Here is a 25,438-nt window from a genome sequence, read left to right as displayed (position 1 = left end):
GTACGCAGCCCAGAGCGACCCGGGGACGGTGTGAGCCCGGGGGCGAGCGCGACGTGAAGATCACCCCGGAGCCGCCGGAAGAACACCCCAGCGAGACCGCGGGGGCCAGTAGAACCGGCATCGCGACCCCAATGAGGGGGCTCGCCGGAGCGTAGGGCGCACCGGGGAGCCAAGGAGGGTGGTACCGCGGGAGCGCGCCGCACACGGCGTGGAAGCACGACGCTCTCGTCCCTCCGACGGAAGGCAGTACGTCCGCCGGAGGAAGATCGATGACGCAGTACCGCCAGGTGCCCGCCCAGGTCGACCTGCCCGCGCTCGAGCACGCGGTGCTCGACTTCTGGCGCGAGCAGAAGATCTTTGCCAAGAGCCTGGAGCAGTCCGAGGGCCGCCCCGAATGGGTGTTCTACGAGGGCCCGCCCACCGCCAACGGCATGCCGGGCGCCCACCACATCGAGGCGCGCGTCTTCAAGGACGTCTTCCCCCGCTTCCGCACCATGCGCGGCTACCACGTGGCCCGCAAGGCCGGCTGGGACTGCCACGGTCTGCCCGTGGAGCTGGCGGTGGAGAAGGAGCTGGGCTTCTCCGGCAAGCAGGACATCGAGGCGTACGGCATCGCCGAGTTCAACGCCAAGTGCCGCGAGTCCGTGACCCGGCACACCGACGCCTTCGCCGAGCTGACGACCCGCATGGGCTACTGGGTCGACCTCGACGACGCCTACCGCACCATGGACCCCGAGTACGTGGAGTCCGTCTGGTGGTCGCTGAAGGAGATCTTCGGCAAGGGGCTCCTCGTCCAGGACCACCGGGTCGCCCCATGGTGCCCGCGCTGCGGCACCGGACTGTCCGACCACGAGCTGGCGCAGGGCTACGAGACGGTCGTCGACCCGTCCGTCTACGTCCGCTTCCCGCTCACCTCGGGCCCGCTGGCCGGCGAGGCCGCACTGCTGGTGTGGACGACGACCCCCTGGACCCTGGTGTCCAACACGGCGGTCGCCGCGCACCCGGAGGTGACCTACGTCGTCGCCACGAAGGGCCCCGAAGGCACGGAGAAGCTCGTCGTCGCCGAGCCGCTCGTCGGCAAGGCGCTCGGCGAGGGCTGGGAGACCACCGGCCAGACCTTCACCGGCGCCGAGATGGAGCGCTGGACGTACCAGCGTCCGTTCGAGCTGGTGGAGTTCTCCGAGCCGGCGCACTACGTGGTGAACGCCGAGTACGTGACGACCGAGGACGGTACGGGTCTGGTCCACCAGTCCCCCGCCTTCGGTGAGGACGACCTCAAGGTCTGCCGCGCCTACGGCCTGCCGGTGGTCAACCCGGTCCGCCCGGACGGCACCTTCGAGGAGGACGTCCCGCTGGTCGGCGGCGTGTTCTTCAAGAAGGCCGACGAAAAGCTCACCGAGGACCTCCAGCAGCGCGGCCTGCTCTTCAAGCACCTCCCGTACGAGCACAGCTACCCGCACTGCTGGCGCTGCCACACCGCGCTGCTGTACTACGCGCAGCCGTCCTGGTACATCCGCACCACGGCGATCAAGGACCGGCTGCTCCAGGAGAACGAGAAGACCAACTGGTTCCCGGAGACCGTCAAGCACGGCCGGTACGGGGACTGGCTGAACAACAACATCGACTGGGCGCTGTCCCGCAACCGCTACTGGGGCACGCCGCTGCCGATCTGGCGCTGCGAGGACGGCCATCTCACCTGCGTCGGCTCCCGCGCCGAGCTGAGCCGGCTGACCGGCACCGACCAGTCGGGCCTGGACCCGCACCGGCCGTTCATCGACGAGGTCACCTTCGCCTGCCCGCACGAGGGCTGCGGCAGCACGGCCACGCGCGTACCGGAGGTCATCGACGCCTGGTACGACTCGGGTTCGATGCCGTTCGCGCAGTGGGGCTACCCGTACAAGAACAAGGAGCTGTTCGAGAGCCGCTACCCGGCGCAGTTCATCTCCGAGGCCATCGACCAGACCCGCGGCTGGTTCTACACGCTGATGGCGATCGGCACGCTGGTGTTCGACGAGTCGTCGTACGAGAACGTCGTGTGCCTGGGCCACATCCTCGCCGAGGACGGCCGCAAGATGTCCAAGCACCTGGGCAACATCCTGCAGCCGATCCCGCTCATGGACCAGCACGGCGCGGACGCGGTCCGCTGGTTCATGGCGGCCGGCGGCTCCCCGTGGGCGGCCCGCCGGGTCGGCCACGGCACCATCCAGGAGGTCGTCCGCAAGACGCTCCTGACGTACTGGAACACGGTCGCCTTCCAGGCGCTGTACGCCCGTACGTCGAACTGGGCGCCGTCCGGGGCCGACCCGGCCCCGGCCGACCGCCCGCTGCTCGACCGCTGGCTGCTCAGCGAGCTGCACGCGCTGACCGACCAGGTCACGCAGGCGCTGGAGGCGTACGACACCCAGCGCGCCGGCAAGCTGCTGTCCGCGTTCGTCGACGACCTGTCCAACTGGTACGTGCGCCGCTCGCGCCGTCGCTTCTGGCAGGGCGACAAGGCGGCGCTGCGCACGCTGCACGAGGTCGTCGAGACGGTGACGAAGCTGATGGCGCCGATCACGCCGTTCATCACGGAGCGGGTCTGGCAGGACCTGATCGTGCCGGTCACCCCGGGCGCCCCGGAGTCCGTCCACCTGTCCTCCTGGCCGAAGGCGGACCTGACCGCCATCGATCCGGAGCTGTCGCGGCAGATGGTGCTGGTGCGCCGGCTCGTGGAGCTGGGCCGGGCCACCCGCGCGGAGTCGGGCGTCAAGACCCGTCAGCCGCTGCGGCGGGCGCTGGTGGCCGCCGCCGGCTTCGAGTCCCTGGACCGGGAACTGCACGCGCAGATCACCGACGAGCTGAACGTCTCCTCGCTGGCGTCGCTCAGCGAGGTCGGCGGGTCGCTGGTGGACACCACCGCGAAGGCCAACTTCCGGGCGCTGGGCAAGCGGTTCGGCAAGCGGGTGCAGGACGTGGCCAAGGCGATCGCCGGGGCCGACGCGGCGGCGCTGTCGCTGGCGCTGCGGGAGGGCACGGCGTCGGTGGAGGTCGACGGTGAGACGGTCACGCTCGCGCCGGACGAGGTGATCATCACCGAGACTCCGCGTGAGGGCTGGTCGGTGGCGTCCGACGCGGGTGCGACGGTGGCGCTGGATCTGGAGATCACGGAGGAGCTGCGCCGGGCGGGCCTGGCCCGGGACGCGATCCGGCTGATCCAGGAGGCTCGCAAGAACAGTGGGCTGGATGTGGCGGACCGGATCGCGCTGCGGTGGGTGTCCACGGACCCGGCGGTGATCTCGGCGCTGTCCGAGCACGCGGGGCTCATCGCGGAGGAGGTTCTCTCGACGGACTTCGCGCAGGGCGAGGCGGACGACACCTACGGTGCCGCGTTCACCGACGAGGGGCTGTCGCTGACGTTCCGTCTGCGCAAGGTGTGAGTTCCGGCGGGGCGGGCGCCCAAGGGTGTTCGCCCCCGCCGCCCCTGCCCTTCCCGTCCCCGGGGGCTCCGCTCCCGGACCCCCTTCGCGCAGTTCCCCGCGCCCCCGAAAGAACAGACCGAACGGCCCCGGAGGTTTCACCTCCGGGGCCGTTCGTGCAGGCTGCCGACGCCTTTGTCGCAGGAACCCTCAGGGGGTCCTCAGTTGTCGTCCTCGTCGATGAGGAAGCCGCGCATCGGGGACGGCGCCTGGCCCATGGGAGACGGGCCCTGCGGGCGTACCGGTGCCATCGGCTGGGTCATCGCCGGGGACATCTGCTGCTGGCCGCCGTAGGACGGGCCGGACGGGCCGGGCGAGCCGCCCATCGTCTGGTTGCCGCCGTAGGACGGGGCGCTCGCGCCGGCCGGGGCCATGGAGGGCGCCGGGGACGGCGGGAGCGAGGCCGTCGCGGGGGTGCGCGGCGGGGCCAGGGAGTCGTCGGCCTGGGTCTCCAGCTGGCGCAGCTGGGACTCGAGGTACGACTTCAGGCGCGTGCGGTACTCGCGTTCGAAGCCGCGCAGGTCCTCGACCTTGCGCTCCAGCGTGGCGCGGGCGGACTCCAGGGAGCCCATCGCGACGCGGTGCTTCTCCTGCGCGTCCCGCTCCAGCGCGTCGGCCTTGGCGCGGGCGTCGCGCTCGAGGCCCTCGGCACGCGAACGCGCCTCGCCGACGATCTTGTTGGCCTCGGAACGGGCCTCGGCGATCGCCTGGTCGGCGGTCTGCTGGGCCAGCGACAGGACGCGCGCGGCGCTGTCGCCACCGGGACCCTGACCCATCGGGCCGGGACCGCCCATGGGACCGGGGCCGCCCATCGGGCCCGGACCCATCTGGCCCTGCATCGGACCCTGGCCCATCGGACCAGGACCCTGGCCCATCGGGCCGGGACCCTGCGGGCCCTGTCCGCCGGGGCCGGCGGGCAGCTGCGGGGCACCGCTCGGCAGCTGGGGCGGGCCACCCATGGGGCCACCCATCTGCTGCTGCGGCGGGCCCGATATCCCGGCGGGAACCGGAGCGCCCGGACCTCGCATGCCCTGCTGAGGCATGCCACCCTGCTGAGGCATACCGCCCTGCTGAGGCATACCGCCCTGCGGATGCTGCGGCTGGTCCTGCTGCTCCGGGGGCTTGCGCATGTTCTGCTGGTTCTGCGCAGCGGCGCGGGTGGCCGCGGCCAGCTTGGCGCGCAGGTCCTCGTTCTCGCGGAGCAGACGGGTCAGCTCGGCCTCGACCTCGTCGAGGAAGGCATCGACCTCGTCCTCGTCATAGCCTTCTCGGAGGCGGACGGTCGTGAACTGCTTGTTCCGCACGTCCTCGGGGGTCAACGGCATCTCTTCACCTCAACGTAGTCATCGGCAGTCGGCAAGACCGTATCGTCCACTGTCACGTCGCCAGGTTCCCCACGATGGCGATCAGGACGTAGACGATGATCATCAGTACGAAGAAGGACAGGTCGAGCGCCACGCCCCCGAGACGCAGCGGCGGGATGAACCGCCGCAGAAGCTTCAGCGGTGGATCGGTGACAGTGTAGGTGGCCTCAAGAACGACCACCATCGCCTTGCCGGGTTGCCACGAGCGGGCGAACTGGAACACGTAGTCCATGACGAGCCGGAAGATCAGCACGATGAGGAACACCATCAGCGCGATGTAGAGAACCTCCATGGCCACGCCCATGATCGGTGCTTCCCTCTCCCCTGTTCCGTGCCTGTCGTCCGGTCTGTGTCTCAGCTCTGGTTGAAGAACCCGCCCTCTGCGATGCGGGCCTTGTCCTCCGCCGTGACATCGACGTTAGCAGGCGACAACAGAAACACCTTCTGCGTCACCCGCTCGATGCTGCCGTGAAGACCAAACACCAATCCGGCGGCAAAGTCGACAAGTCGCTTCGCGTCTGTGTCATCCATCTCAGTGAGATTCATGATCACCGGGGTGCCCTCACGGAAGTGTTCCCCGATGGTACGGGCCTCGTTGTAGGTCCGGGGGTGCAGCGTGGTGATCCGGTACGGCTCACGTTCGGACACGACCTTGGGCATGATCACCGGTGCGTTCTTCTCCAGGCTTGCGCGTTCTTGTGTGATGGACGCCACGGGCGCGATGCGCGCCGGACGCCCCGATTCCGCCGGAAGCGAAGTGGAATGGGACACGGGTTCGCGGGGTGCCGGAGGCTGCACCACGCGTACCGGTTCGTCCCTTTGTGACTGGTGTGTCCCAAGTGACTGATGCGACGGTTCGTGCCGTCGGCGGTCCCGCTCGGGCTCCGGGTCCAGTTCGGGCTCGAACTCGTCATCGGGGTCGAAACCCCGGCCGTCGTACCCATCGTCCTCCACGAGGCCGAGGTAGACCGCCATCTTGCGCATCGCGCCGGCCATGCTCTGAGTCCTCCGCTCTGTGGTGGATCCGCTGACGACCGCCAAGTCCCCGCGATCCACGAGGTCGTTGCGCCTTCTTCGGCGGTATTGACCATATTTTCTGCTGTGGTCCGACTTCCTGGCGACGTTACCCGAGCCTGGGGCGGACTCCGAGTACCGCAGTGCCGACGCGTACGTGTGTCGCTCCGGCGGCCACGGCCTGTTCGAGGTCCGCGCTCATCCCTGCCGAGACCATGGTGGCAGTCGGATGGCTCCCGCGCAGGGAGGTCGACAAATCCATGAGCCGTTCGAACGCCGCCCGTTGGTGTCCGGCGTACTCGCCGGTCAGCGGCGCGACGGTCATCAGCCCGTCGAGCCGGAGCCCCTCGGAACGGGCGACGAGGTCGGCCAACTCTTCGATTCCGCCGGGTCCCACGCCACCCCGCTCCCCCCGGCCGCTCTCACCCGCGTCCAGGGCGACCTGGATCAGGCAGCCCACCTCGCGCCCGGCCCGTACGGCCTCCTTCGAGAGCGCGGTGACGAGCCGGGAACGGTCGACGGACTGCACGACATCCGCATAACCCACCACGGATCGCACCTTGTTGGTCTGGAGTTGACCGACAAAATGCCAACTGAGGGACAGATCCGCACATTCGGCGGCCTTCGGCGCCGCCTCCTGGTCGCGGTTCTCGGCGACATGGCGCACACCGAGTTCGGACAGGATCCGCACATCCGCGGCCGGGTAGGTCTTGGTGACCACGATGAGGGTCACCTCCTGACGCGGGCGCCCCGCGGCCGCGCACGCGGCGGCGATGCGCTCCTCAACCCTCGCCAGATTCCCGGCGATTTCTTCCCTACGGTCCGTCATGCCCCATCAGTCCAGCCAGACATAGCCCGCGAGCCGGCCGGTGGTGCGGTCGCGGCGGTACGAGAAGTGGTCCTTCGACTCCCGCGTGCACACCGGCGACTGCTCCCGGTCGTGCACCCCGAGGCGCTCGAGCTGCGCGTGCACCCCGGCGCTCACGTCCACGGCCGGCGTGCCCCAACTCGTCTCGGCGTACGCCGCAGGTTCGACGGCGGACACCTCGGCGCGCATCGCCTCCGGCACCTCGTAGCACCGGCCGCACACCGCGGGTCCGGTGCGGGCGACGATCCGGCCCGGCTCGGCGCCGAGTTCGACCATGGTGCGCACGGCGGCGGGAACCACTCCGGCCACCATCCCGGGCCGTCCCGCGTGGGCCGCGGCGGCGATCCCGGCGACGGGGTCGGCGAGCAGCACCGGGGTGCAGTCGGCGGTGAGCACGGCGAGGGCGAGCCCGCGCCGGCGGGTGACGACCGCGTCGACGGACGGGATGTCGGCCGCCGTTCCCCAGGGTTCGTCCACCACGGCCACGTCCGTCCCGTGCACCTGGTTCATCCAGACCACCCGAGCCGGGTCGAGTCCGAGGGAGCCGGCCGCCCGTTCGCGGTTGGTGCGTACGGCGCCGGGGTCGTCGCCGACCGCGCCGCCGAGGTTGAGCTCCTCGTACGGAACGGCGCTCACCCCGCCCCACCGGTCGGTGAAGGCGAAGTGCGCGCCGTTCACGGTGTCGCGCTGTCCTATCACTTGAGGAAGTCCGGTACGTCCAGTTCCTCGGCCGCGCTGTCCGAGTAGCTCCGCGGCGCCGGGGGGACCGGCGGCGAGACCGGGAGTTCGTTGACCGGCTCCGGGGTCACGGGCTCCGGCTCCTCCTTCGGGGTCACGCTGCCCAGCGAGCCGAAGGTCGGACGGCTCTCGGACTGCCGTACCGGGGTGGGCTCCTCGCGGCGCTGCGCGGGCGTGGTCGCACCGAGGACGTTGTCCCGGCGGGCCGGGGGCTGGCCGCCGTCGAAGCCGGCCGCGATCACGGTGACCCGGACCTCGTCGCCGAGGGCGTCGTCGATGACCGCGCCGAAGATGATGTTGGCCTCGGGGTGGGCGGCCTCGCTGACCAGCTGGGCGGCCTCGTTGATCTCGAACAGGCCGAGGTCGGACCCGCCGGAGATGGACAGCAGCACGCCGCGGGCGCCGTCGATGGACGCTTCCAGCAGCGGCGAGGAGATCGCCATCTCGGCGGCGGCCACCGCGCGGTCGTCGCCGCGGGCCGAGCCGATGCCCATGAGCGCCGAACCGGCCTCCGACATGACCGACTTCACGTCGGCGAAGTCGAGGTTGATGAGGCCGGGCGTGGTGATGAGGTCGGTGATGCCCTGGACACCGGAGAGCAGGACCTGGTCGGCCGACTTGAAGGCGTCCAGGACCGAGACCTGGCGGTCCGAGATGGACAGCAGCCGGTCGTTGGGGATGACGATGAGGGTGTCGACCTCTTCGCGCAGCTCGGCGATGCCGTCCTCGGCCTGGTTGGCCCGGCGCCGCCCCTCGAAGGTGAACGGGCGGGTGACCACGCCGATGGTGAGGGCGCCCAGCGAGCGCGCGATGTTGGCCACGACCGGCGCGCCGCCGGTGCCGGTGCCGCCGCCTTCACCGGCCGTCACGAAGACCATGTCGGCCCCCTTGAGGACCTCCTCGATCTCCTCGCGGTGGTCCTCGGCGGCCTTGCGGCCGACGGCCGGGTTGGCTCCGGCGCCGAGTCCGCGGGTGAGTTCGCGGCCGACGTCGAGCTTGACGTCGGCGTCGCTCATCAACAGCGCCTGTGCGTCGGTGTTGATGGCGATGAACTCGACGCCCTTGAGACCGACCTCGATCATCCGGTTGATGGCATTGACACCACCGCCGCCGACACCGATGACTTTGATGACTGCGAGGTAGTTCTGCGGTGCTGCCACGTCGAAGGCCTCTCGCCTCGAGTTACGTGTCGCCGAATCGTCGAAGCACTGCTGCCTCGCGGTCCGACGACTGATGCCGAATGGGACGGTCCGTAGTGCCGACCCGAACCCTAACCCTGAAGTTTAGGGTTACCAGTGTGTCTGTTCCCTGAAGTCTTCTGAACAGGACACTAAGTCGACAAGTGGCGCCCGTTCAACGAACACGCCGAACCTCCCGTTTTTCTTTTCACCCTATGTGATCAGGCATAGCGCTGCCCAACCAGGGTGCTGGCCTGCGCGGATGTGCGTCAACTCCCCGAAGAGGCAGGGGCGGTGGGGACGCTGACGTCGAAGTGCCGCGCACCGGGGGCCGCTTTCATCAGCGCGGTGAGCGCGCGGGCCTTCTCGGCGCCGTTCTCCGCGCTGCCCCAGGCGACGGTGCGGCCACCGCTCAACTCCAGCGAGATGTCGTCGTAGGTACGGACCTTGACGACCCGGGTCTCGCGGGCGACGGCCGCCGGGATCCTTCCGGCGACGGTGACCGCCTCGCGCACGAGCCTGCTCTCGTCGAAGCGCCGCAGGCTCGCCGCCGCCGAGCCGTCGCGGGAAAGCGACAATTCCAGGACGGGCACGCCTTTCGGCGCCTGCGAAACCGTGGCGAACCGGACGCCGCCGCGGTCCACTTCGATGAACTTTCCGCCCTTTTCCTCCACCATGACCGCGGTACGTTCGACCACTTTCAGGTCGATTCCGTGCGGCCATGAACGTGTGACGTCAACCGTGTCAATTCGGGGCAATTGACGACGGAGCCGGGCGGCGACCGCGTCGGTGTCGACGGAAATGAGCGGGTCCCCCGCCGGGACCGCGGCGGCGGCGCGCACCTGGGCGGGCGTCAACTCCCGTGTCCCGGAGACGGACACCCGCTCCACCCGCGTCCACGCGGAGCCGTACAGGAGCCAGAGGGAGCCGGCGGCGAGGAGCAGCAGGGCCAGAGCCAGGATGACGATCGTACGAAGGCGCGGCGGCCTGAACCGGCGGACCAGGGGCGGGCCGGACGACTCCTGCTGGCGTTCACCGCGCTCGGCGGTCGTCGGTCCGGCCACGCTCTCAAGCCCCTTCGGTCATATGGTCCTAACGGCGCGAGGCGATCGCCTCGTACACCATGCCGACGAGCAGGTCGTCGGCGTCCCGGCGGCCGAACTCCCCGGCGGCACGGGACATCTGGTACAGCCGGTGCGGATCGGCCAGCACGGGCAGGACATTGTGCTGCACCCACTCCGGGGTGAGGTCCGCGTCGTCGACCAGGAGTCCTCCGCCGGCCTTCACCACCGGCTGGGCGTTCAGCCGCTGTTCGCCGTTGCCGATGGGCAGCGGGACGTAGGCGGCCGGGAGCCCGACGGCGGAGAGTTCGGCGACGGTCATCGCGCCGGCGCGGCAGAGCATCATGTCGGCCGCGGCGTACGCGAGGTCCATCCGGTCCAGGTAACTTACCGGGATGTAGGGAGGCATCCCCGGCATCTGGTGCACCTGCGGCAGTTCGTTCTTCGGCCCGACCGCGTGCAGGATCTGGATGCCCGCCTGCTGGAGCCAGGGCGCGACCTGCTGGACCACCTCGTTGAGCCGGCGGGCGCCCTGGGAGCCGCCGGAGACCAGCAGTGTGGGCAGGTTGGGGTCCAGGCCGTACGCGGCGCGCGCCTGGGGGCGTACGGCGGCCCGGTCCAGGGTGGCGATGGCGCGGCGCAGCGGGATACCGATGTAGCGGGCGTTCCTCAGCTTGCTGTCCGGGGTGGAGACGGCGACCTGGGCGGCGTAGCGCGAGCCGATCTTGTTGGCCAGGCCGGGGCGGGCGTTCGCCTCGTGGATCACGATGGGCACGCCGAGCCGCTTCGCGGCGAGGTAGCCGGGCAGGGCGACATAGCCGCCGAAGCCGACCACGGCGTCGGCCTTGGTGCGCTCCAGGATCTGCTCGGCGGCCTTGATCGTGCCGCGCAGCCGGCCCGGGACGGTGATCAGCTCAGGGGTGGGCTTGCGCGGCAGCGGCACCGCCGGGATCAGCGCGAGCTCGTAGCCGCGCTCGGGTACGAGCCGGGTCTCCAGGCCGCGCTCCGTGCCCAGGGCCGTGATTCCCACGGTCGGGTCCTGCCTGCGCAGGGCGTCCGCGAGGGCGAGCGCGGGCTCGATGTGGCCCGCGGTACCTCCGCCGGCGAGTACGACATGCACCGAAATTCACCGCTCTCCGGACGGACGCGCCGCCGAGGCACGCCGTCGCATCGTGTTCCATCTCCGAGGCCCCTGGCCGGACCCCTGGCCCGATCCTGCACCGGACACCCGGCCCGAGCCACGGCCCGATCCCCCGCCGGGCTCCCGGCCGGAGCCACGGCCGGGTTTCCGGCCGGCACTCCGGTCGGGCTTGCGTCCGGACTTCCGGCCGGCCGCGGAGCCTCCCGCCCGCTTTCTACCAAAGCGAGGCTGCCGCATGGCAAGCGCCGCCCGCGCAGCGGGTTCGTCCCGCGCGAAGGCGATCAGCAGCCCGATGGCGAACATGGTCGGCAGCAGGGCGGATCCCCCGTAGGAGAACAGCGGGAGGGGGACGCCGGCGATCGGCAGCAGACCGAGCACCGCACCGATGTTGATCACCGCCTGAGCGGTGATCCAGGTGGTCACTCCTCCCGCGGCGTACCTCACGAAGGGGTCCTCCGTGCGTCCGGCCACGCGGATGCCCGCATAGCCTAGAGCCGCGAACAGGGCGAGCACCGACAGCGTCCCCGCCAGGCCCAGTTCCTCACCGGTGACGGCGAAGATGAAGTCGGTGTGGGCCTCGGGGAGTTGCCCCCATTTTTCCACACTCGCACCGAGGCCGGAACCGAAGAGTCCGCCGGAGGCGAGGGCGTAGATGCCGTGCACCGCCTGCCAGCACTTGGTGACGTCGCCGGACCCCACACAGGCGAACCGGTCCAGGCGGTTGGGGCTGGTCTTGATGAGGACCAGGCCGATCAGGGCGGCGACCGACAGGACGCCGACGAAGAGACGGGTGGGCGCGCCCGCGAGCCACAGCAGGCCGAACAGGATGGCGGTGAGGATGATCGCGGTGCCCATGTCGCCGCCGAGCATGATCAGGCCGAGCAGCATGAAGGCGACCGGGACGAGCGGCACCAGCATGTGCTTCCACTGGGTCAGCAGCCGCTTCTCCTGCTTGCGCGCGATCAGGTCGGCGCCCCACAGCACCAGCGCCAGCTTGCCGATCTCGCTGGGCTGGATCTGGAAGGAGCCGCCCAGCGCGATCCAGTTCTGGTTGCCGTTGACCGACATCCCTATCCCGGGCACCTGCACCAGTGCCATCAGGAACACCGCGCCCGCCAGGATCGGGTAGGCCAGGGCCCGGTGCAGCTTCACCGGCATCCGGGCGGCGGCCAGCAGCAGCCCGCCGCCGATGGCGGCCGCCAGCAGCTGCTTGCGGAAGAAGTACGACCCCGGCAGCGCCATCTGCAACGCGGTGATCTGGGAGGCCGAGTAGACCATCACCAGACCCAGCACGGTGATCAGCGAGCTGCCGCCGAGAATCACGTAGTACGCGGTGAGCGGACGGTCCCAGGCCTTGCGGGCGCGCGTGACGAGCCGGCGTACGGGGTTGTCGGGCGCGCCCCGGCCGGCGGCGGGCCGTGCGCCGGTCCGCCGCACGGGGGGCCGCCCGGTGCGGCTGCCGGGGCTAGCGGCCATCTCCACCTCCGCGGTACGTCGGCCGCACAGGGCGAGGGCCCGGGCAGGCACAGGCACTGACTCGGCTCGCGGGTCCCACGTGTCCCTCCCGAGGTCGCCCGGCGGCGGGGGCGGCCGGGGTCAGCGGGCGCCGAGTTCGCGAACGGCCTCCGCGAACGCGTCACCACGCTTGTTGTAGTTGGTGAACATGTCCATGGAGGCGCAGGCCGGGGCCAGCAGTACCGTGTCACCGGGCCGTGCGAGCCGCCGCGCTTCCTGGACAGCCTGGAGCATCGCCCCAGTGTCGGTCCGGTCGAGGTCGACGACGGGGACTTCGGGGGCGTGTCGCACGAGGGCGTCACGGATCAGGGCGCGATCGGCGCCGATGAGCACGGCACCGCGCAGCCGCGGCGCCGACTTCGCGACCAGTTCGTCGAAGGTCGCGCCCTTCGCCAGACCGCCCGCAATCCATACGATCGACTCATATGCCGCCAACGACGCCTCGGCCGCGTGGGTGTTGGTGGCCTTGGAGTCGTCGACGTAGGCGACGCCGTCCACGTCCGCCACGTGCGCGATGCGGTGGGCGTCCGGGGTGAAGGACCGCAGACCGTCCCGGACGGCCGCCGCGGGCACGCCGTAGGCGCGCGCGAGGGCCGCCGCGGCAAGGGCGTTGGCGATGTTGTGCGGGGCGGCCGGGGTGATGTCGGAGACCTCGGCGAGTTCCTGGGCGTTGCGCTGCCGGTTCTCGACGAAGGCGCGGTCGACCAGGATGCCGTCCACGACGCCGAGTTGGGACGGCCCCGGCGCGCCCAGCGTGAACCCGATCGCCCGGCACCCCTCTTCGACGTCCGCCTCGCGCACCAGGTCCTCGGTGGCCTTGTCGGCGGCGTTGTAGACGCAGGCGACGCGGTTGCCCTCGTAGACGCGGCCCTTGTCGGCGGCGTAGGCCTCCATGGAGCCGTGCCAGTCGAGGTGGTCCGGGGCGAGGTTGAGCACCGCGGCGGAGTGGGCTCGCAGGGACGGCGCCCAGTGCAGCTGGTAGCTGGAGAGTTCGACGGCGAGCACGTCGTACCGTTCCTCGCCGAGCACGGCGTCCAGCAGCGAGACGCCGATGTTGCCGACGGCCGCGGTGCGCAGCCCGGCCGCCTTCAGGATCGACGCCAGCATCTGGACGGTCGTGGTCTTGCCGTTGGTGCCCGTCACGCACAGCCAGGGGGCGGCGCCGGGGCCGCGCAGCCGCCAGGCGAGCTCCACGTCGCCCCAGACCGGCACACCCGCCTTCTCGGCGGCCTGGAACAGCGGCTTGCCGGGCTTCCAGCCGGGCGCGGTGACGATCAGCTCGGTGCCCTCGGGGAGGGTGTCGCCGTCGCCGAGGCGCACGGTGACACCGAGCGCCTCGAGCTCGGCCGCCTGCGTCCGCGCACGCTCGTCGTCGCCGTCGTTGACGACGGTGACATGCGCGCCGAGGCCGTGCAGCACCTTGGCCGCCGGGACGCCGGAGACGCCGAGTCCGGCGACGGTGACGTGCTTGCCCTGGAACTCAGAAGGCACCGATGAGGTCACTTGTCCGCTGCCCATCCCGCGTAGAAGAGGCCGAGTCCGACGATGACACAGATGCCCTGAATGATCCAGAAACGGACCACGACGAGCACTTCGGACCAGCCCTTGAGTTCGAAGTGGTGCTGGAGTGGCGCCATCCGGAAGACGCGCTTGCCGGTGAGCCGGAAGGAGCCGACCTGGATGACCACCGACATGGTGATCAGCACGAACAGGCCGCCCAGCAGCGCGATCAGCAGCTCGGTGCGCGAGCAGATCGCGAGGCCGGCGAGGACGCCGCCGAGCGCGAGCGAACCGGTGTCGCCCATGAAGATCTTGGCCGGCGAGGTGTTCCACCACAGGAAGCCGAGGCAGGCGCCCATCAGCGCGGAGGCCACGACCGCGAGGTCGAGTGGGTCGCGCACCTCGTAGCAGGCGCCCGGGTTGGTCAGCGTCATGGCGTTGGCGCAGGACTCCTGGTACTGCCAGACGCCGATGAAGGTGTAGGCGCCGAAGACCAGGACGGAGGCGCCCGTGGCCAGACCGTCCAGACCGTCGGTGAGGTTCACGCCGTTCGACATCGCCAGGATCATGAACAGCGCCCAGACCACGAACAGCACCGGGCCGATCGTCCAGCCGAAGTCGGTGATGAACGACAGCTTGGTGGAGGCCGGGGTGTTGCCGCGGTTGTCGGAGAACTGCAGCGACAGCACCGCGAAGGCGATGCCGACGATCAGCTGGCCGGCCATCTTCGCCTTGGCGCGCAGGCCCAGCGAACGACGCTTGACGATCTTGATGTAGTCGTCGAGGAAGCCGACCATGCCCATGCCCACCATCAGGCCGAGCACCAGCAGACCCGAGTACGTCGGGGGCTTGCCGGTGATCACCTTGGACAGGAAGTAGGCGGCGACCGTGGCCAGGATGAACGCGATGCCGCCCATGGTCGGCGTACCGCGCTTGCTGGCGTGCTCGCGCGGTCCGTCGTCGCGGATGTACTGACCGTAGCCCTTGCGGGCCAGGAGCTTGATCAGCAGGGGGGTGCCGATCAGGGTCAGGAAGAGGCCGATGACGCCCGCGAAGAGGATCTGGTTCATCATCGGGCGGCGACCTCACCCTCGGTCCCGGCCTGGAGGAGCGCCTGGGCGATGCCCTCCAGACCGACCGAACGGGACGCCTTCACGAGCACCACGTCCCCCGGGCGCAACTCGCTGCGCAACAGGTCGATCGCCGCCTGTGCGTCGGACACGTGCACCGACTCCTCACCCCACGAACCCTCGTTGTATGCGCCCAGTTGCAGCCAGGACGCTTCCCTGCCCCCGACCGCGACGAGCTTGCTGACGTTGAGCCGGACGGCGAGCCGTCCGACCGCGTCGTGCTCGGCGAGCGCCTCGTCCCCGAGCTCGGCCATCTTGCCGAGCACCGCCCAGGTCCGCCGCCCGCGGCCCATGGCCACCAGCGCGCGCAGGGCGGCCCGCATGGACTCGGGGTTGGCGTTGTAGGCGTCGTTGACGATGGTCACGCCGTCCGGGCGCTCGGTGACCTCCATGCGCCAGCGGGAGAGGGAGCCCGCCTCGGAGAGCGCGGTGGCGATCTCTTCCGCGGACATGCCCAGCTCATGGGCGACGGCGGCCGCGGCGAGCGCGTTCGACACGTGGTGCTCACCGTACAGGCGCATGGTCACATCGGCTGCACCGGAGGGTGTGTGAAGCCTGAATGCGGGCTGTCCGCTGTCCGTGAGTCTCACGTTCTCGGCGCGTACGTCCGCTTCGTCGGACTCTCCGAAAAGGACCACCTTCGCCTTCGTACGGGAGGCCATGGCCCGCACCAGCGGGTCGTCGGCGTTGAGGATCGCGGCGCCGCCCTCCTCGGCCGGTGGCAGGCTCTCCACCAGCTCGCCCTTCGCCTGGGCGATCTGCTCCCGGCCGCCGAACTCGCCGATGTGGGCGGAGCCGACGTTGAGCACGAGGCCGACCTTCGGCGGGGTCAGCTCGGTGAGGTAGCGGATGTGGCCGATGCCGCGGGCGCCCATCTCCAGCACGAGGAACCTGGTCTCCTCGGTGGCGCTCAGGGCGGTCAGCGGCAGCCCGATCTCGTTGTTGAGCGAGCCGGGTGTGAACACGGTCGGCGCCTGGCGCTGGAGCACCTGGGCGATCAGGTCCTTGGTGCTGGTCTTGCCGGCGGAGCCGGTCAGTGCCACGAGGGTCGCGCCGAGCCGGCGCACGACATGGCGGGCGAGGGCGCCGAGGGCGCTCTGGACGTCCTCGACGACGATCGCGGGCACGCCGACGGGGCGGGAGGCCAGTACGGCGACCGCGCCCGCCTCGACGACGTCCTGCGCGAAGTCGTGGCCGTCCACCCGCTCGCCGGCGAAGGCGACGAAGAGGCTGCCGGGGACCGCCTCCCGGGAGTCCCGGACTACGGGTCCGGTGACCTGGGCGGACGGATCCGGTATGTCGTGCGTCTGCCCGCCGACGACTGCTGCGATCTCGGCGAGGGAGAGGGCGATCACAAGTTCATCCCCTGGGTCTTCTGGATTTTCATCCCTGGGTTTTCCGGATTGCTTCGTGAAGCACCTGGCGGTCGTCGAAGGGACGGACCACCCCGGCGATGTCCTGGCCCTGCTCGTGGCCCTTGCCCGCGACCAGCACGGTGTCCCCGGCCTGCGCGCGGCCCACGGCGGCGGCGATCGCGGCGGCCCGGTCCTCGAACAGGAGCACCTCGCCGCGCTCGTGCGCGGGCACCGAGGCGGCGCCCTCGAGCATGGTCGCGAGGATCGCGAGCGGGTCCTCGGAGCGGGGGTTGTCGGAGGTCAGCACGGCGGTGTCGGCGAGCCGGGCCGCGGCGGCGCCCATCGGGGCGCGCTTGGTGCGGTCGCGGTCGCCGCCGCAGCCGAGCACCACGTGCAGCCGGCCCTTGGTGACCTTGCGCAGCGCCTTGAGGACCGACTCGACGGCGTCCGTCTTGTGCGCGTAGTCGACGACCGCGAGGTACGGCTGCCCGGCGTCGACGCGCTCCAGCCGGCCGGGCACGCCCGGTACGGCGGCCACCCCGTCGGCGGCGGCCTGAGCGTCGAGGCCGGCGGCGGCCAGGGCGACGACGGCGGCGAGGGTGTTGGCCACGTTGAACGGGCCGGGCAGCGGCGACCTGGCGGCGATCCGCTGCCCCTCGGGGCCGATCACGGTGAACGTGGAGTCCATCGGGCCGACCTGGACGTCCTCGGCGCGCCAGTCGGCGTCGGGGTCGCCCTCGGCGGAGAAGGTGACCACCGGGACGGTGGCCTCCTTGGCGAGCCGGCGGCCGTACTCGTCGTCGTGGTTGATCACCCCGAGCCTGCTGCGCCGCGGCGTGAACAGCTGCGCCTTGGCCCGGAAGTAGTCCTCCATGTCGGAGTGGAACTCCATGTGCTCCGGGCTGAGGTTGGTGAAGACGGCGATGTCGAAGACGCAGCCGTCCACCCGGCCGAGCACCAGGGCGTGGCTGGACACCTCCATGGCGACCGCCTCGACACCGCGCTCGCGCATGACCGCGAAGAGGGCCTGGAGGTCGGTGGCCTCGGGGGTGGTGCGCTCGGACTTGATGCGCTCCTCGCCGATGCGCATCTCCACCGTGCCGATCAGCCCGGTGGACCGCGCGGTCTTCAGGCCGCCCTCGACGAGGTAGGCGGTGGTGGTCTTGCCGGAGGTGCCCGTGATGCCGATCTGGAGCAGGTCGCGGCCGGGGCGGCCGTAGATCGTGGCGGCCAGCTCGCCCATCCGCCCGCGCGGGTCGTCGACCACGAGGACCGGCAGCCCGGTCGCGGCGGCGCGCTCGGCGCCGGACGGGTCGGTGAGCACGGCGAGGGCGCCGAGGCTCGCCGCCTGGGCGACGAAGTCGGCACCGTGGGCACGGGCTCCGGGCAGCGCGGCGTACAGGTCGCCGGGGCGCACGGCACGCGAGTCATGGGTGATGCCCGTGACCTCGGCGGCGCCGTCCGGCTGCGCGGCACCCAGCTGATCGGCGAGCTCCGCGAGGGGTGTGGCGGAGACCTGGACCGGTCGCGGCGGTCCCGGGTATGTCACGGAAGCGCCTTTCTGGGCGGTTTGGGACTGATCAGGGTGTGGCACGGCCGTGAGCGTACCGGGCGCAGCGGCCTGCGGGCGAAGTGAGGGCCGGGGCGGGTGATGGTTCCCGGGATCCGGGGTGATCGTTGTCACGGGCTGTGTCCTGGTGGTTCTGTTCCGGTGGTACGGGCTTGCGGGCTTGCGGGTCCTGGGGGTCTTGCGGGGCGCAAGGATCCCACGGGGCGGTCGTTCGGGTCCCGTACGCGGGCGCGGTGCGCCGGACGGGACGCTCAGGCTCGGGCGGGTGTCACGGCTTGAAGTCGACGGGCAGGTTCGCGGGCCGCGCCCCGGTCGGCGGGACCTGGAGCGTCTTCAGCGCGAACTCCATGACCTGCTTGTAGATCGGGCCGCAGATCTGGCCGCCGAAGTAGCTGCCCTTGGTGGCGTTCTGGATCGCGCAGTAGACGGTGATGCGGGGGTTGTCGGCGGGCGCGAACCCGGCGAAGGAGGAGGTGTAGCCGTGGTACCTGCCGGTGGCCGGATCCACCCGGTTGGCGGTGCCCGTCTTGCCCGCGACGCGGTAGCCGGGGATGCGCGCCTTCAGGCCGGTGCCCTGTTCGTCGTCCACGACCGACTCCAGCATCTGGGCCACCTGCCTGGCCGTCTTCGCGCTCACGACCCGGCTCTTCGCGGGCTTGGGGGCGGGCGTGAAGCGGCCGTCGGCGTCCTTGGTGCCGCGCACCAGGGACGGCTCGATCCGGACCCCTCCGTTGGCGATCGTCGAGTAGATGGACGCGGCCTGCAAGGCGTTGATGGAGAAGCCCTGGCCGAAGGGGATCGTGTACTGCTGGGAGGTGGACCACTTGTCGGCGGGGGCGAGGATGCCCTTGGTCTCGCCGGGGAAGCCGATGCCGGTGTAGCTGCCGATGCCGAACTTGCGCAGGTACGAGTAGAGCACCTTGTTGGCCTCGGGCTGTGTCCTGCCGAGCTGGCCGGTGGCCAGGATGGTGCCGATGTTGCTGGACTTGGCGAGCACGCCGTTGAGCGTGAGGTACCAGGTGTCGTGGTCGACGTCGTCCTGGAAGAGCCGGTCGCCGCGGTGCAGCCGGTTGGGCACGACGACATGGGTGAGCGGCGTGGCCGCGTGCTCCTCCAGTACGGCGGCCATCGACATGACCTTGGCGGTGGAGCCGGGCTCGTAGGCGTCCTGGACCGCGGCGTTGCCCAGCGCGGCCGGGTCGGCGTGGGCCAGGTCGTTGGGGTCGAAGCCCGGGGAGTCGGCCATGGCGAGGATCTCACCGGTCCGGGTGTCCTGCACGATGACGTAACCGCGGTCCGCCTCGGACTTGCGCACCTGCTCGGTGATGGCGTTCTGGGCGGCCCACTGGATGTCCCGGTCGATGGTGAGCTCGACGTCGGAGCCGGGTACCGCCGGTGTCTCGTCGGAGCCCGCGGTGGGCACCTCCCGGCCGCCGGACTGGGCGTAGCGGACCTTGCCGGGCTTGCCGGACAGCTGCCGGTCCAGCTGCTGCTCGATGCCGCCGCCGCCCTTTCCGTCGGCGCTGACCCAGCCCAGTATCCCGGCGGCCAGGTCGCCGCCCGGGTACACGCGCTTGCTGCTGGGCGAGGAGAAGACCCCGGCGAGGACGTTGACGGTGGTCCCGTCGGCCTGGCCCTTCTTGGTGAGGGCGGCCTTCAGGTCCTTGATCTGCTTCCAGACCTGCGGGGTCTGCCGGCGTGCCAGCAGCACGTACCGGGTGTTCTGCGTCCGGAGTTTCCTGGCGAGCTGCGCCTGGTCCTGGCCGAGGATCGGGGCGAGCAGCGCGGCGGCCCGCTCGGGGCCGTCGCCGATCTTCAGCTGCTCGCGCGTGAACATGGTGGGGTCGGCCGTGATGTCCTCGGCGTCCACGCTGGCCGCCAGGGCCACGCCGTTGCGGTCGGTGATGCCGCCCCGCTCGGCGGCGATGGTGTGCACGACGTAGCGGTTCTCGTCGGCCTTGGCTGCGTAGGCGCTCGCGTCGACGGCCTGCACCTGGAGCAGCCGCAGGACGAAGACGAGCATCACCAGGGTCAGCGCGACGGCGACCATGCGCAGCCGTGGCCGGGGGCTGCCCAGGCGCAGGACGCGCACGGGCGGGGGCCGCCAGGTGGAGTTCGGGCGGCGGGCCGGGCGGCTGCCGGGGCCTGGGCGCGGGCGGCCGCTGCCGCTGCCGGGGCGGGCGGGCCGCGCGGGGCCGGGCACACGGCGGCGCGGCGGTTGCCTTTCTCCAGAAGTGTCTGGCACTTCCGTCACCTGCCGGGGGTCGGGGTCGTGGCGGGCTGCGGGGTGGTCCAGCCGGCCGGGCCGGTGACCGGGGCGCTCTGCGGCGGCGTGGGCGACGGCACGGTCTGCCCGGCGGCCGGGAGGGGGCCGTCCGTGGGGGACGGTACGGACGGTGTGGTGGGGAGGGCTTCGGGCGGCACGACGGAGACCGGCTCGTCCTGGAGGGAGGACCGTTCTGCGGGTGCGGCGGAGGGGACGCCCTTCACGGTGCCGCCGGGGTCGAGGAAGGCGGGGTCGCCGCCGGGCACCATGCCGAGTTCGCGGGCGCGGCGCTGAAGGGCGTCGGGGGCGGAGTAGGAGTCGATGTCCCGTTGCAGGGCCTGTTCCTCATCGGTGAGGTTCTTGGTGTCCTTCTGGAGGTCGTCCAGCTGGAACGCGCCCTCGCTGAGCGCGGAGTTCAGCACCAGGAGCCCGATGAGGCCGCCGCCCAGGAGCAGTACGACGAGGAGGACGAAGGGCGTGCGGGCGGCCTGCCGGCCGCCCTCCGGGAGGAGCCCCGCCAGCCGGGCGGCACGGCCCCTCAGTTCGGGTTTCCTGCTCAACTGTCCCCCTTCGCATGCCTCACGCCCCTCATTCGATGGACTCCCTGATGCGCTCGGCCCCGCGCAGCCGGGCCGGTGCCGCCCGCCGGTTCTCGGCGATCTCTTCCTCGGTGGGAAGTTCGGCACCGCGCGTGAGCAGCTTGAGCCGGGGCTGGTAGCGCTCGGGGACGACGGGCAGGCCGGGGGGCGCGGTGGAGGCGGCTCCGGCCGCGAACACGTGCTTGACCAGACGGTCTTCGAGCGAGTGGTACGACAGTACGGCGATCCGGCCGCCCAGGGCGAGCGCCTGCACCGCGGCCGGGATCGCCCGCTCCAGCACGGCGAGTTCGCCGTTGACCTCGATGCGCAGCGCCTGGAAGGTGCGCTTGGCCGGGTTGCCGCCGGTGCGCTTGGCTGCCTGCGGCAGCGCGTCGCGGATCAGTTCCACCAGCCGGGCGCTGGTGGTGAACGGCTCCTTCTCGCGTTCGCGCACGATCGCGGCCACGATCCGCTTGGCCTGCTTCTCCTCGCCGTACGCCCGCAGGATGCGCACCAGTTCGCCGGCCGGGTAGGTGTTGAGGACCTCGGCGGCGCTGATGCCGGTGGACTGGTCCATGCGCATGTCCAGGGGCGCGTCCTGGGCGTAGGCGAAGCCGCGGCCGGCCTCGTCGAGCTGCATGGAGGAGACGCCGAGGTCGAACAGGACGCCCTGGACGCGCGGGGTGCCCAGCCGCTGAAGCACGTCGGGCAGCTCGTCGTAGACGGCGTGCACCAGGGTGGCCCGCTCGCCGAACGGGGCGAGGCGCTCACCGGCGATACGCAGCGCCTCCTTGTCGCGGTCCAGGGCGACGAGCCGGGCCTCGGGGAACCGGGTGAGCAGCGCCTCGCTGTGTCCGCCGAGGCCGAGGGTGCAGTCGACGGCCACCGCTCCCGGCCGCTCCAGGGCGGGCGCCAGCAGATCCAGGCACCGCTGGAGCATCACGGGGACGTGTCGGCTGTTGCTCAAGGGGCCCTCTCAGGTCCGGCGCGCCCCGCACGCACCGCCGGGTCCCCGACCGCTCGCGGACGAGAAGTCCTGCCGGCGCCAAAAGCGTCAGCCGACCGGGAGCGGGTGGAGGCCGAGCCGTACGTACGCGCCGCGCACGCGGGGAGACCGTTCGGGTGTGTGCCCAGGCCTCCGGGAATGCAGTTCGGGAGGCCACGCCTCCCGCTTCGCGTCACTTTAGTCCACCCTGTCTCCCGGTCAATCAACCGGCCTGCGCGTCGCCCGGCGGAGTGTCCGCGACACGGCATTGCGGCGTGATTCATCCGTAAGGAGGTGCGCTGCGGTGCGTGTGGAGTCGCTCACAACAGGCCACCGTGGCGTTCTTTGTCCTTTCTCACAGCAGGACCGGAGCGCACATGACCAGTACCGTCATAGGTATGACGACTTCCGCATCAGTTCCCGCCGGATCCGAGGGCGCCATAGCGCCGGGCGCCGTCACCGACCGCCTCGTGACGGCCAACGAGGCCTACGCCGACGCGTTCACCGACCCTGGGATGGACGCCCGCCCCGTCCTCCAGGTGGCGGTGGTGGCCTGCATGGACGCCCGTCTCGACCTGCACGCCGCGCTCGGCCTGAAGCTCGGCGACTGCCACACCATCCGCAACGCGGGCGGCGTCGTCACCGACGACGTGATCCGCTCGCTGGCCATCAGCCAGCGGGCGCTCGGCACCCGCCGGGTCGTGCTCATCCACCACACCAACTGCGGCATGGAGTCCATCACCGAGGACTTCCGGCACGAACTGGAGATGGAGGTCGGGCAGCGCCCGGCGTGGGCCGTCGAGGCGTTCCGGGACGTCGACCAGGACGTACGGCAGTCGATGCAGCGCGTGCGCACCTCGCCGTTCCTCCCGCACACCGACGACGTGCGCGGCTTCGTGTTCGACGTCAGGACGGGGCGGCTGCGCGAGATCGACCCCGCCGCCTGACCGGCCCGCCCGTTCCCAGGGGAGACACCCCCTGGGGCCGCCGCGCCCGTTCCGCACCGCGAAAGGGCGTAAGCCCCGACATATCGCGGCCAGTTGTCCACAGGCGAGTGACACGAATCGGTAACGGCGGCAAGAATGCCGGTGTGACGTCGCGCGGAACTTCTCCGGCGCGGTGTCCGTGTTCGGGGTGGGCCGGTCCGCTCAGCGGCGCGTCGGTCCGGAAAGTTGGGGAATCCCCTGTCCTTCCAAGGGCAGGGGACGGGCCGAGGAGGGCCGGGTGACGACCTATGACGATCGAGCGAGCCTCACTGATCTGACCGCCACTGTGGAGCGTGTCCGCAGTTCGGTGGAGGGAGTGATCGAGGGCAAGCCCGAGGTCGTACGGCTCTCGCTGACCGTACTGCTCGCCGAGGGGCACCTTCTGATCGAGGATGTTCCCGGGGTGGGCAAGACCATGCTGGCGAAGGCGCTGGCGCGGTCCATCGACTGCTCGGTGCGGCGCATCCAGTTCACGCCCGACCTGCTGCCGTCGGACATCACCGGCGTGTCCATCTGGGACCAGCAGCGGCGTGACTTCGAGTTCAAGCCGGGCGCCGTCTTCGCGCAGATCGTGATCGGCGACGAGATCAACCGCGCCTCGCCCAAGACCCAGTCGGCGCTGCTGGAGTCCATGGAGGAGCGCCAGGTCACCATCGACGGGCAGACCTATGAACTGCCCAGCCCGTTCATGGTGGTGGCCACCCAGAACCCGGTCGAGATGGAGGGCACCTACCCGCTGCCCGAGGCACAGCGCGACCGCTTCATGGCGCGCGTCTCCATCGGCTATCCGAGCCCGGAGGCCGAGTTGCAGATGCTGGACGTGCACGGCGGGGTGAGCCCGCTGGACGACCTCCAGCCGGTGGCGCACGCGCACGATGTCGTCAAGCTGATCGAGGCCGTGCGCGGGGTGCACGTGGCGGACTCCGTGCGGCGCTACGCGGTGGACCTGGTCGCCGCCACCCGCGCCCACCCCGACCTCAGACTCGGCGCCTCGCCGCGCGCGACGCTGCACCTGCTGCGCGCGGCGAAGGCGTCCGCGGCCCTGAGCGGCCGGGAGTACGCGCTGCCGGACGACGTCCAGGCACTGGCCGTGGCGGTGCTGGCCCACCGGCTGCTGCCCACCGCGCAGGCCCAGCTCAACCGGCGTACGGCCGAGCAGGTCGTCGAGGAGATCCTTCAGCACACGCCGGTGCCCGCCACCTCGCAGCAGGCCGGCGGCCTCGGCCTGGGCGGCACCGCGCCCGAGTTCGGCCGCCGGCAGCCGCGGAGGCTGTGATGAGCACCGCGGGGACGCCGCGCGCGCAGGACGAGCGGGGCGAGCGGGGCGGCGTCCGCACCGCGCTGGCCGGTCTGACCACCCGCGGACGCTCCTTCCTGGCCGCCGGTGTCGCGGCCGCGGTCTGCGCCTACGTCCTCGGCCAGCCCGACCTGCTGCGGGTCGGGCTGCTGCTCGCCGTGCTGCCGCTGGCCTGCGCGACCGTGCTCTACCGCACGCGCTACCGGGTCGCCGGCAACCGCAGGCTCTCCCCCGCGCGCGTGCCCGCGGGCGGCGAGGCGCGGGTGCATCTGCGGATGGACAACGTCTCCCGGCTGCCCACGGGCCTGCTGATGCTCCAGGACCGGGTGCCCTACGTGCTCGGCCCGCGCCCCCGCTTCGTGCTCGACCGGGTGGAGCCCGGCGGCCGCCGCGAGGTGTCCTACCGGGTCCGTTCCGACCTGCGCGGCCGCTATCCGCTGGGCCCGCTCCAGCTGCGGCTGAGCGACCCGTTCGGGATGTGCGAGCTGACCCGGTCCTTCTCGACGTTCGACAACCTGACGGTGATCCCGCGCGTGGAGCCGCTGCCGCCGGTGCGCCTGAGCGGTGAGGCCAAGGGGTACGGCGACGGGCGGCAGCGTTCGCTGGCGCTGGCGGGCGAGGACGACGTGATCCCGCGCGGGTACCGCTACGGCGACGACCTGCGCCGCGTGCACTGGCGGTCCACCGCGCGCTACGGCGAGCTGATGGTGCGCCGCGAGGAACAGCCGCAGCGGGCCCGCTGCACGGTGCTGCTGGACACCCGGGCCATCGCCTTCCGGGGCGGCGGCCCCGACTCGGCCTTCGAGTGGGCGGTGTCCGGCGCCGCCTCCGTCCTGGTGCACATGCTGGAGCGGGGCTTCTCGGTACGGCTGCTGACGGACACCGGAAGCTCGGTGCCGGGCGAGGGCTCCGACGGGTTCGCGGGCACCGGGCCTGAGTCGGCGGACGCGGCCGGGCTGATGATGGACACCCTCGCGGTGATCGACCACTCGGACGGGGCGGGTCTGTCCCGCGCCTACGACGTGCTGCGCGGCGGCAACGAGGGGCTGCTGGTCGCCTTCCTCGGAGACCTCGACGAGGCGCAGGCCGCGGTGGCCGCCAAGATGCGGCAGCGCAGCGGCGGCGCGGTGGCCTTCCTGCTGGACAGCGACACCTGGCTGCGGGAGCCGGCCGACGTGCCCGGCCCGGCCGCGCCGGGCGAGGAGCGGCTCCGGCTGCTCCGCGACGCCGGCTGGACGGCCGTGAGCGTCCCCCGGGGCGCCTCGCTGACCGAGGTGTGGCGCCAGGCGGACCGCGACCGCACCAGCGCAGGCCTGATCAGCACACCGGGGGTGGGCGCGGCGGGCGCGGCCGCCTTCGGCGCGGCGGCGCGGGGCGCGGCCCTCGGGGAGGGACGGTCATGAACGGCACGACCGCAGGAGCCGTACCGGAGACTTG

General features: G+C 71.4%; 20 protein-coding genes. 4 read left to right on the top strand and 16 right to left on the bottom strand.

Annotated elements, in window-relative coordinates; all coding sequences use genetic code 11:
* The first annotated feature begins 269 nt into the window (after positions 1-269).
* A complete protein-coding gene (gene ileS / locus ABZ484_RS05040) occupies positions 270-3,416 on the top strand; it encodes an isoleucine--tRNA ligase (protein ID WP_358864499.1) in 3,147 nt (1,048 codons plus the stop codon).
* A 200-nt stretch (positions 3,417-3,616) separates the two neighbouring features.
* Here the strand turns inward: ileS and ABZ484_RS05035 are convergent, their stop codons facing one another.
* From ABZ484_RS05035 to rsmH, 16 genes are all read right to left on the bottom strand, one after another.
* The gene (locus ABZ484_RS05035) at positions 3,617-4,780 is read right to left on the bottom strand and encodes a DivIVA domain-containing protein (protein ID WP_358864498.1); all 1,164 of its coding nucleotides are present in this window, start codon (positions 4,778-4,780) and stop codon (positions 3,617-3,619) included.
* 52 nt (positions 4,781-4,832) lie between these two features.
* Complete coding sequence (locus tag ABZ484_RS05030) at positions 4,833-5,123, bottom strand: YggT family protein (RefSeq protein ID WP_030167740.1); 291 nt, start codon at positions 5,121-5,123, stop codon at positions 4,833-4,835.
* Between the two features lie 50 nt (positions 5,124-5,173).
* Entirely contained in the window at positions 5,174-5,815 is a 642-nt protein-coding gene (gene sepF / locus ABZ484_RS05025; RefSeq protein ID WP_358864497.1) for a cell division protein SepF, read from the bottom strand.
* A 127-nt stretch (positions 5,816-5,942) separates the two neighbouring features.
* Positions 5,943-6,662, bottom strand: a complete 720-nt coding sequence (locus ABZ484_RS05020; RefSeq protein ID WP_358864496.1) for a YggS family pyridoxal phosphate-dependent enzyme — start codon at positions 6,660-6,662, stop codon at positions 5,943-5,945.
* A gap of 6 nt (positions 6,663-6,668) precedes the next feature.
* Positions 6,669-7,400 (bottom strand): peptidoglycan editing factor PgeF, encoded by a 732-nt coding sequence (gene pgeF, locus ABZ484_RS05015; RefSeq protein ID WP_358864495.1) that lies wholly within the window; start codon positions 7,398-7,400, stop codon positions 6,669-6,671.
* Complete coding sequence (gene ftsZ, locus ABZ484_RS05010) at positions 7,397-8,599, bottom strand: cell division protein FtsZ (RefSeq protein WP_358864494.1); 1,203 nt, start codon at positions 8,597-8,599, stop codon at positions 7,397-7,399. Before ftsZ ends, pgeF begins: the two co-directional genes overlap by 4 nt.
* A gap of 287 nt (positions 8,600-8,886) precedes the next feature.
* Complete coding sequence (locus tag ABZ484_RS05005; RefSeq protein ID WP_358864493.1) at positions 8,887-9,681, bottom strand: FtsQ-type POTRA domain-containing protein; 795 nt, start codon at positions 9,679-9,681, stop codon at positions 8,887-8,889.
* 28 nt (positions 9,682-9,709) lie between these two features.
* On the bottom strand, positions 9,710-10,798 hold the full coding sequence (murG, locus tag ABZ484_RS05000) for an undecaprenyldiphospho-muramoylpentapeptide beta-N-acetylglucosaminyltransferase (protein ID WP_358864492.1): 1,089 nt from the start codon (positions 10,796-10,798) through the stop codon (positions 9,710-9,712).
* 6 nt (positions 10,799-10,804) lie between these two features.
* Entirely contained in the window at positions 10,805-12,295 is a 1,491-nt protein-coding gene (gene ftsW, locus ABZ484_RS04995) for a putative lipid II flippase FtsW (RefSeq protein WP_358864491.1), read from the bottom strand.
* 120 nt (positions 12,296-12,415) lie between these two features.
* Positions 12,416-13,852 (bottom strand): UDP-N-acetylmuramoyl-L-alanine--D-glutamate ligase, encoded by a 1,437-nt coding sequence (murD, locus tag ABZ484_RS04990; RefSeq protein WP_358864490.1) that lies wholly within the window; start codon positions 13,850-13,852, stop codon positions 12,416-12,418.
* Positions 13,834-14,904, bottom strand: coding sequence for a phospho-N-acetylmuramoyl-pentapeptide-transferase (gene mraY, locus ABZ484_RS04985; RefSeq protein ID WP_107473262.1), 1,071 nt, complete (start codon positions 14,902-14,904; stop codon positions 13,834-13,836). The genes murD and mraY overlap by 19 nt, the downstream gene beginning before the upstream one ends.
* The gene (gene murF / locus ABZ484_RS04980) at positions 14,904-16,319 is read right to left on the bottom strand and encodes a UDP-N-acetylmuramoyl-tripeptide--D-alanyl-D-alanine ligase (protein WP_358864489.1); all 1,416 of its coding nucleotides are present in this window, start codon (positions 16,317-16,319) and stop codon (positions 14,904-14,906) included. The genes mraY and murF overlap by 1 nt, the downstream gene beginning before the upstream one ends.
* A gap of 28 nt (positions 16,320-16,347) precedes the next feature.
* A complete protein-coding gene (locus ABZ484_RS04975; RefSeq protein ID WP_358864488.1) occupies positions 16,348-18,003 on the bottom strand; it encodes a UDP-N-acetylmuramoyl-L-alanyl-D-glutamate--2,6-diaminopimelate ligase in 1,656 nt (551 codons plus the stop codon).
* A 154-nt stretch (positions 18,004-18,157) separates the two neighbouring features.
* Positions 18,158-20,143: a penicillin-binding protein 2 gene (locus ABZ484_RS04970; RefSeq protein ID WP_358864487.1), complete on the bottom strand. Its 1,986-nt coding sequence runs from the start codon at positions 20,141-20,143 to the stop codon at positions 18,158-18,160.
* Positions 20,140-20,715, bottom strand: coding sequence for a septum formation initiator family protein (locus tag ABZ484_RS04965; RefSeq protein ID WP_358864486.1), 576 nt, complete (start codon positions 20,713-20,715; stop codon positions 20,140-20,142). Before ABZ484_RS04965 ends, ABZ484_RS04970 begins: the two co-directional genes overlap by 4 nt.
* A 28-nt stretch (positions 20,716-20,743) precedes the next feature.
* Entirely contained in the window at positions 20,744-21,700 is a 957-nt protein-coding gene (rsmH, locus tag ABZ484_RS04960; RefSeq protein WP_358864485.1) for a 16S rRNA (cytosine(1402)-N(4))-methyltransferase RsmH, read from the bottom strand.
* Between the two features lie 416 nt (positions 21,701-22,116).
* On the opposite strand from rsmH, the gene ABZ484_RS04955 reads away from it, so the two are divergent.
* The 3 genes from ABZ484_RS04955 (at position 22,117) to ABZ484_RS04945 (ending at position 25,404) form a co-directional block, all read left to right on the top strand.
* Positions 22,117-22,665, top strand: a complete 549-nt coding sequence (locus tag ABZ484_RS04955) for a carbonic anhydrase (RefSeq protein WP_358864484.1) — start codon at positions 22,117-22,119, stop codon at positions 22,663-22,665.
* Between the two features lie 277 nt (positions 22,666-22,942).
* Positions 22,943-23,980, top strand: coding sequence for a MoxR family ATPase (locus ABZ484_RS04950; protein WP_358864483.1), 1,038 nt, complete (start codon positions 22,943-22,945; stop codon positions 23,978-23,980).
* A complete protein-coding gene (locus tag ABZ484_RS04945; RefSeq protein ID WP_358864482.1) occupies positions 23,980-25,404 on the top strand; it encodes a DUF58 domain-containing protein in 1,425 nt (474 codons plus the stop codon). Before ABZ484_RS04950 ends, ABZ484_RS04945 begins: the two co-directional genes overlap by 1 nt.
* The last annotated feature ends 34 nt before the right edge of the window (positions 25,405-25,438 follow it).

Origin of the sequence: Streptomyces sp. NPDC006393 (assembly GCF_040628575.1) — a bacterium.
In the GTDB taxonomy this organism is placed as follows: domain Bacteria; phylum Actinomycetota; class Actinomycetes; order Streptomycetales; family Streptomycetaceae; genus Streptomyces.
The sequence above is the reverse complement of the archived record's forward strand: the minus strand, read 5'-3'. Positions and strand labels throughout refer to the sequence as shown.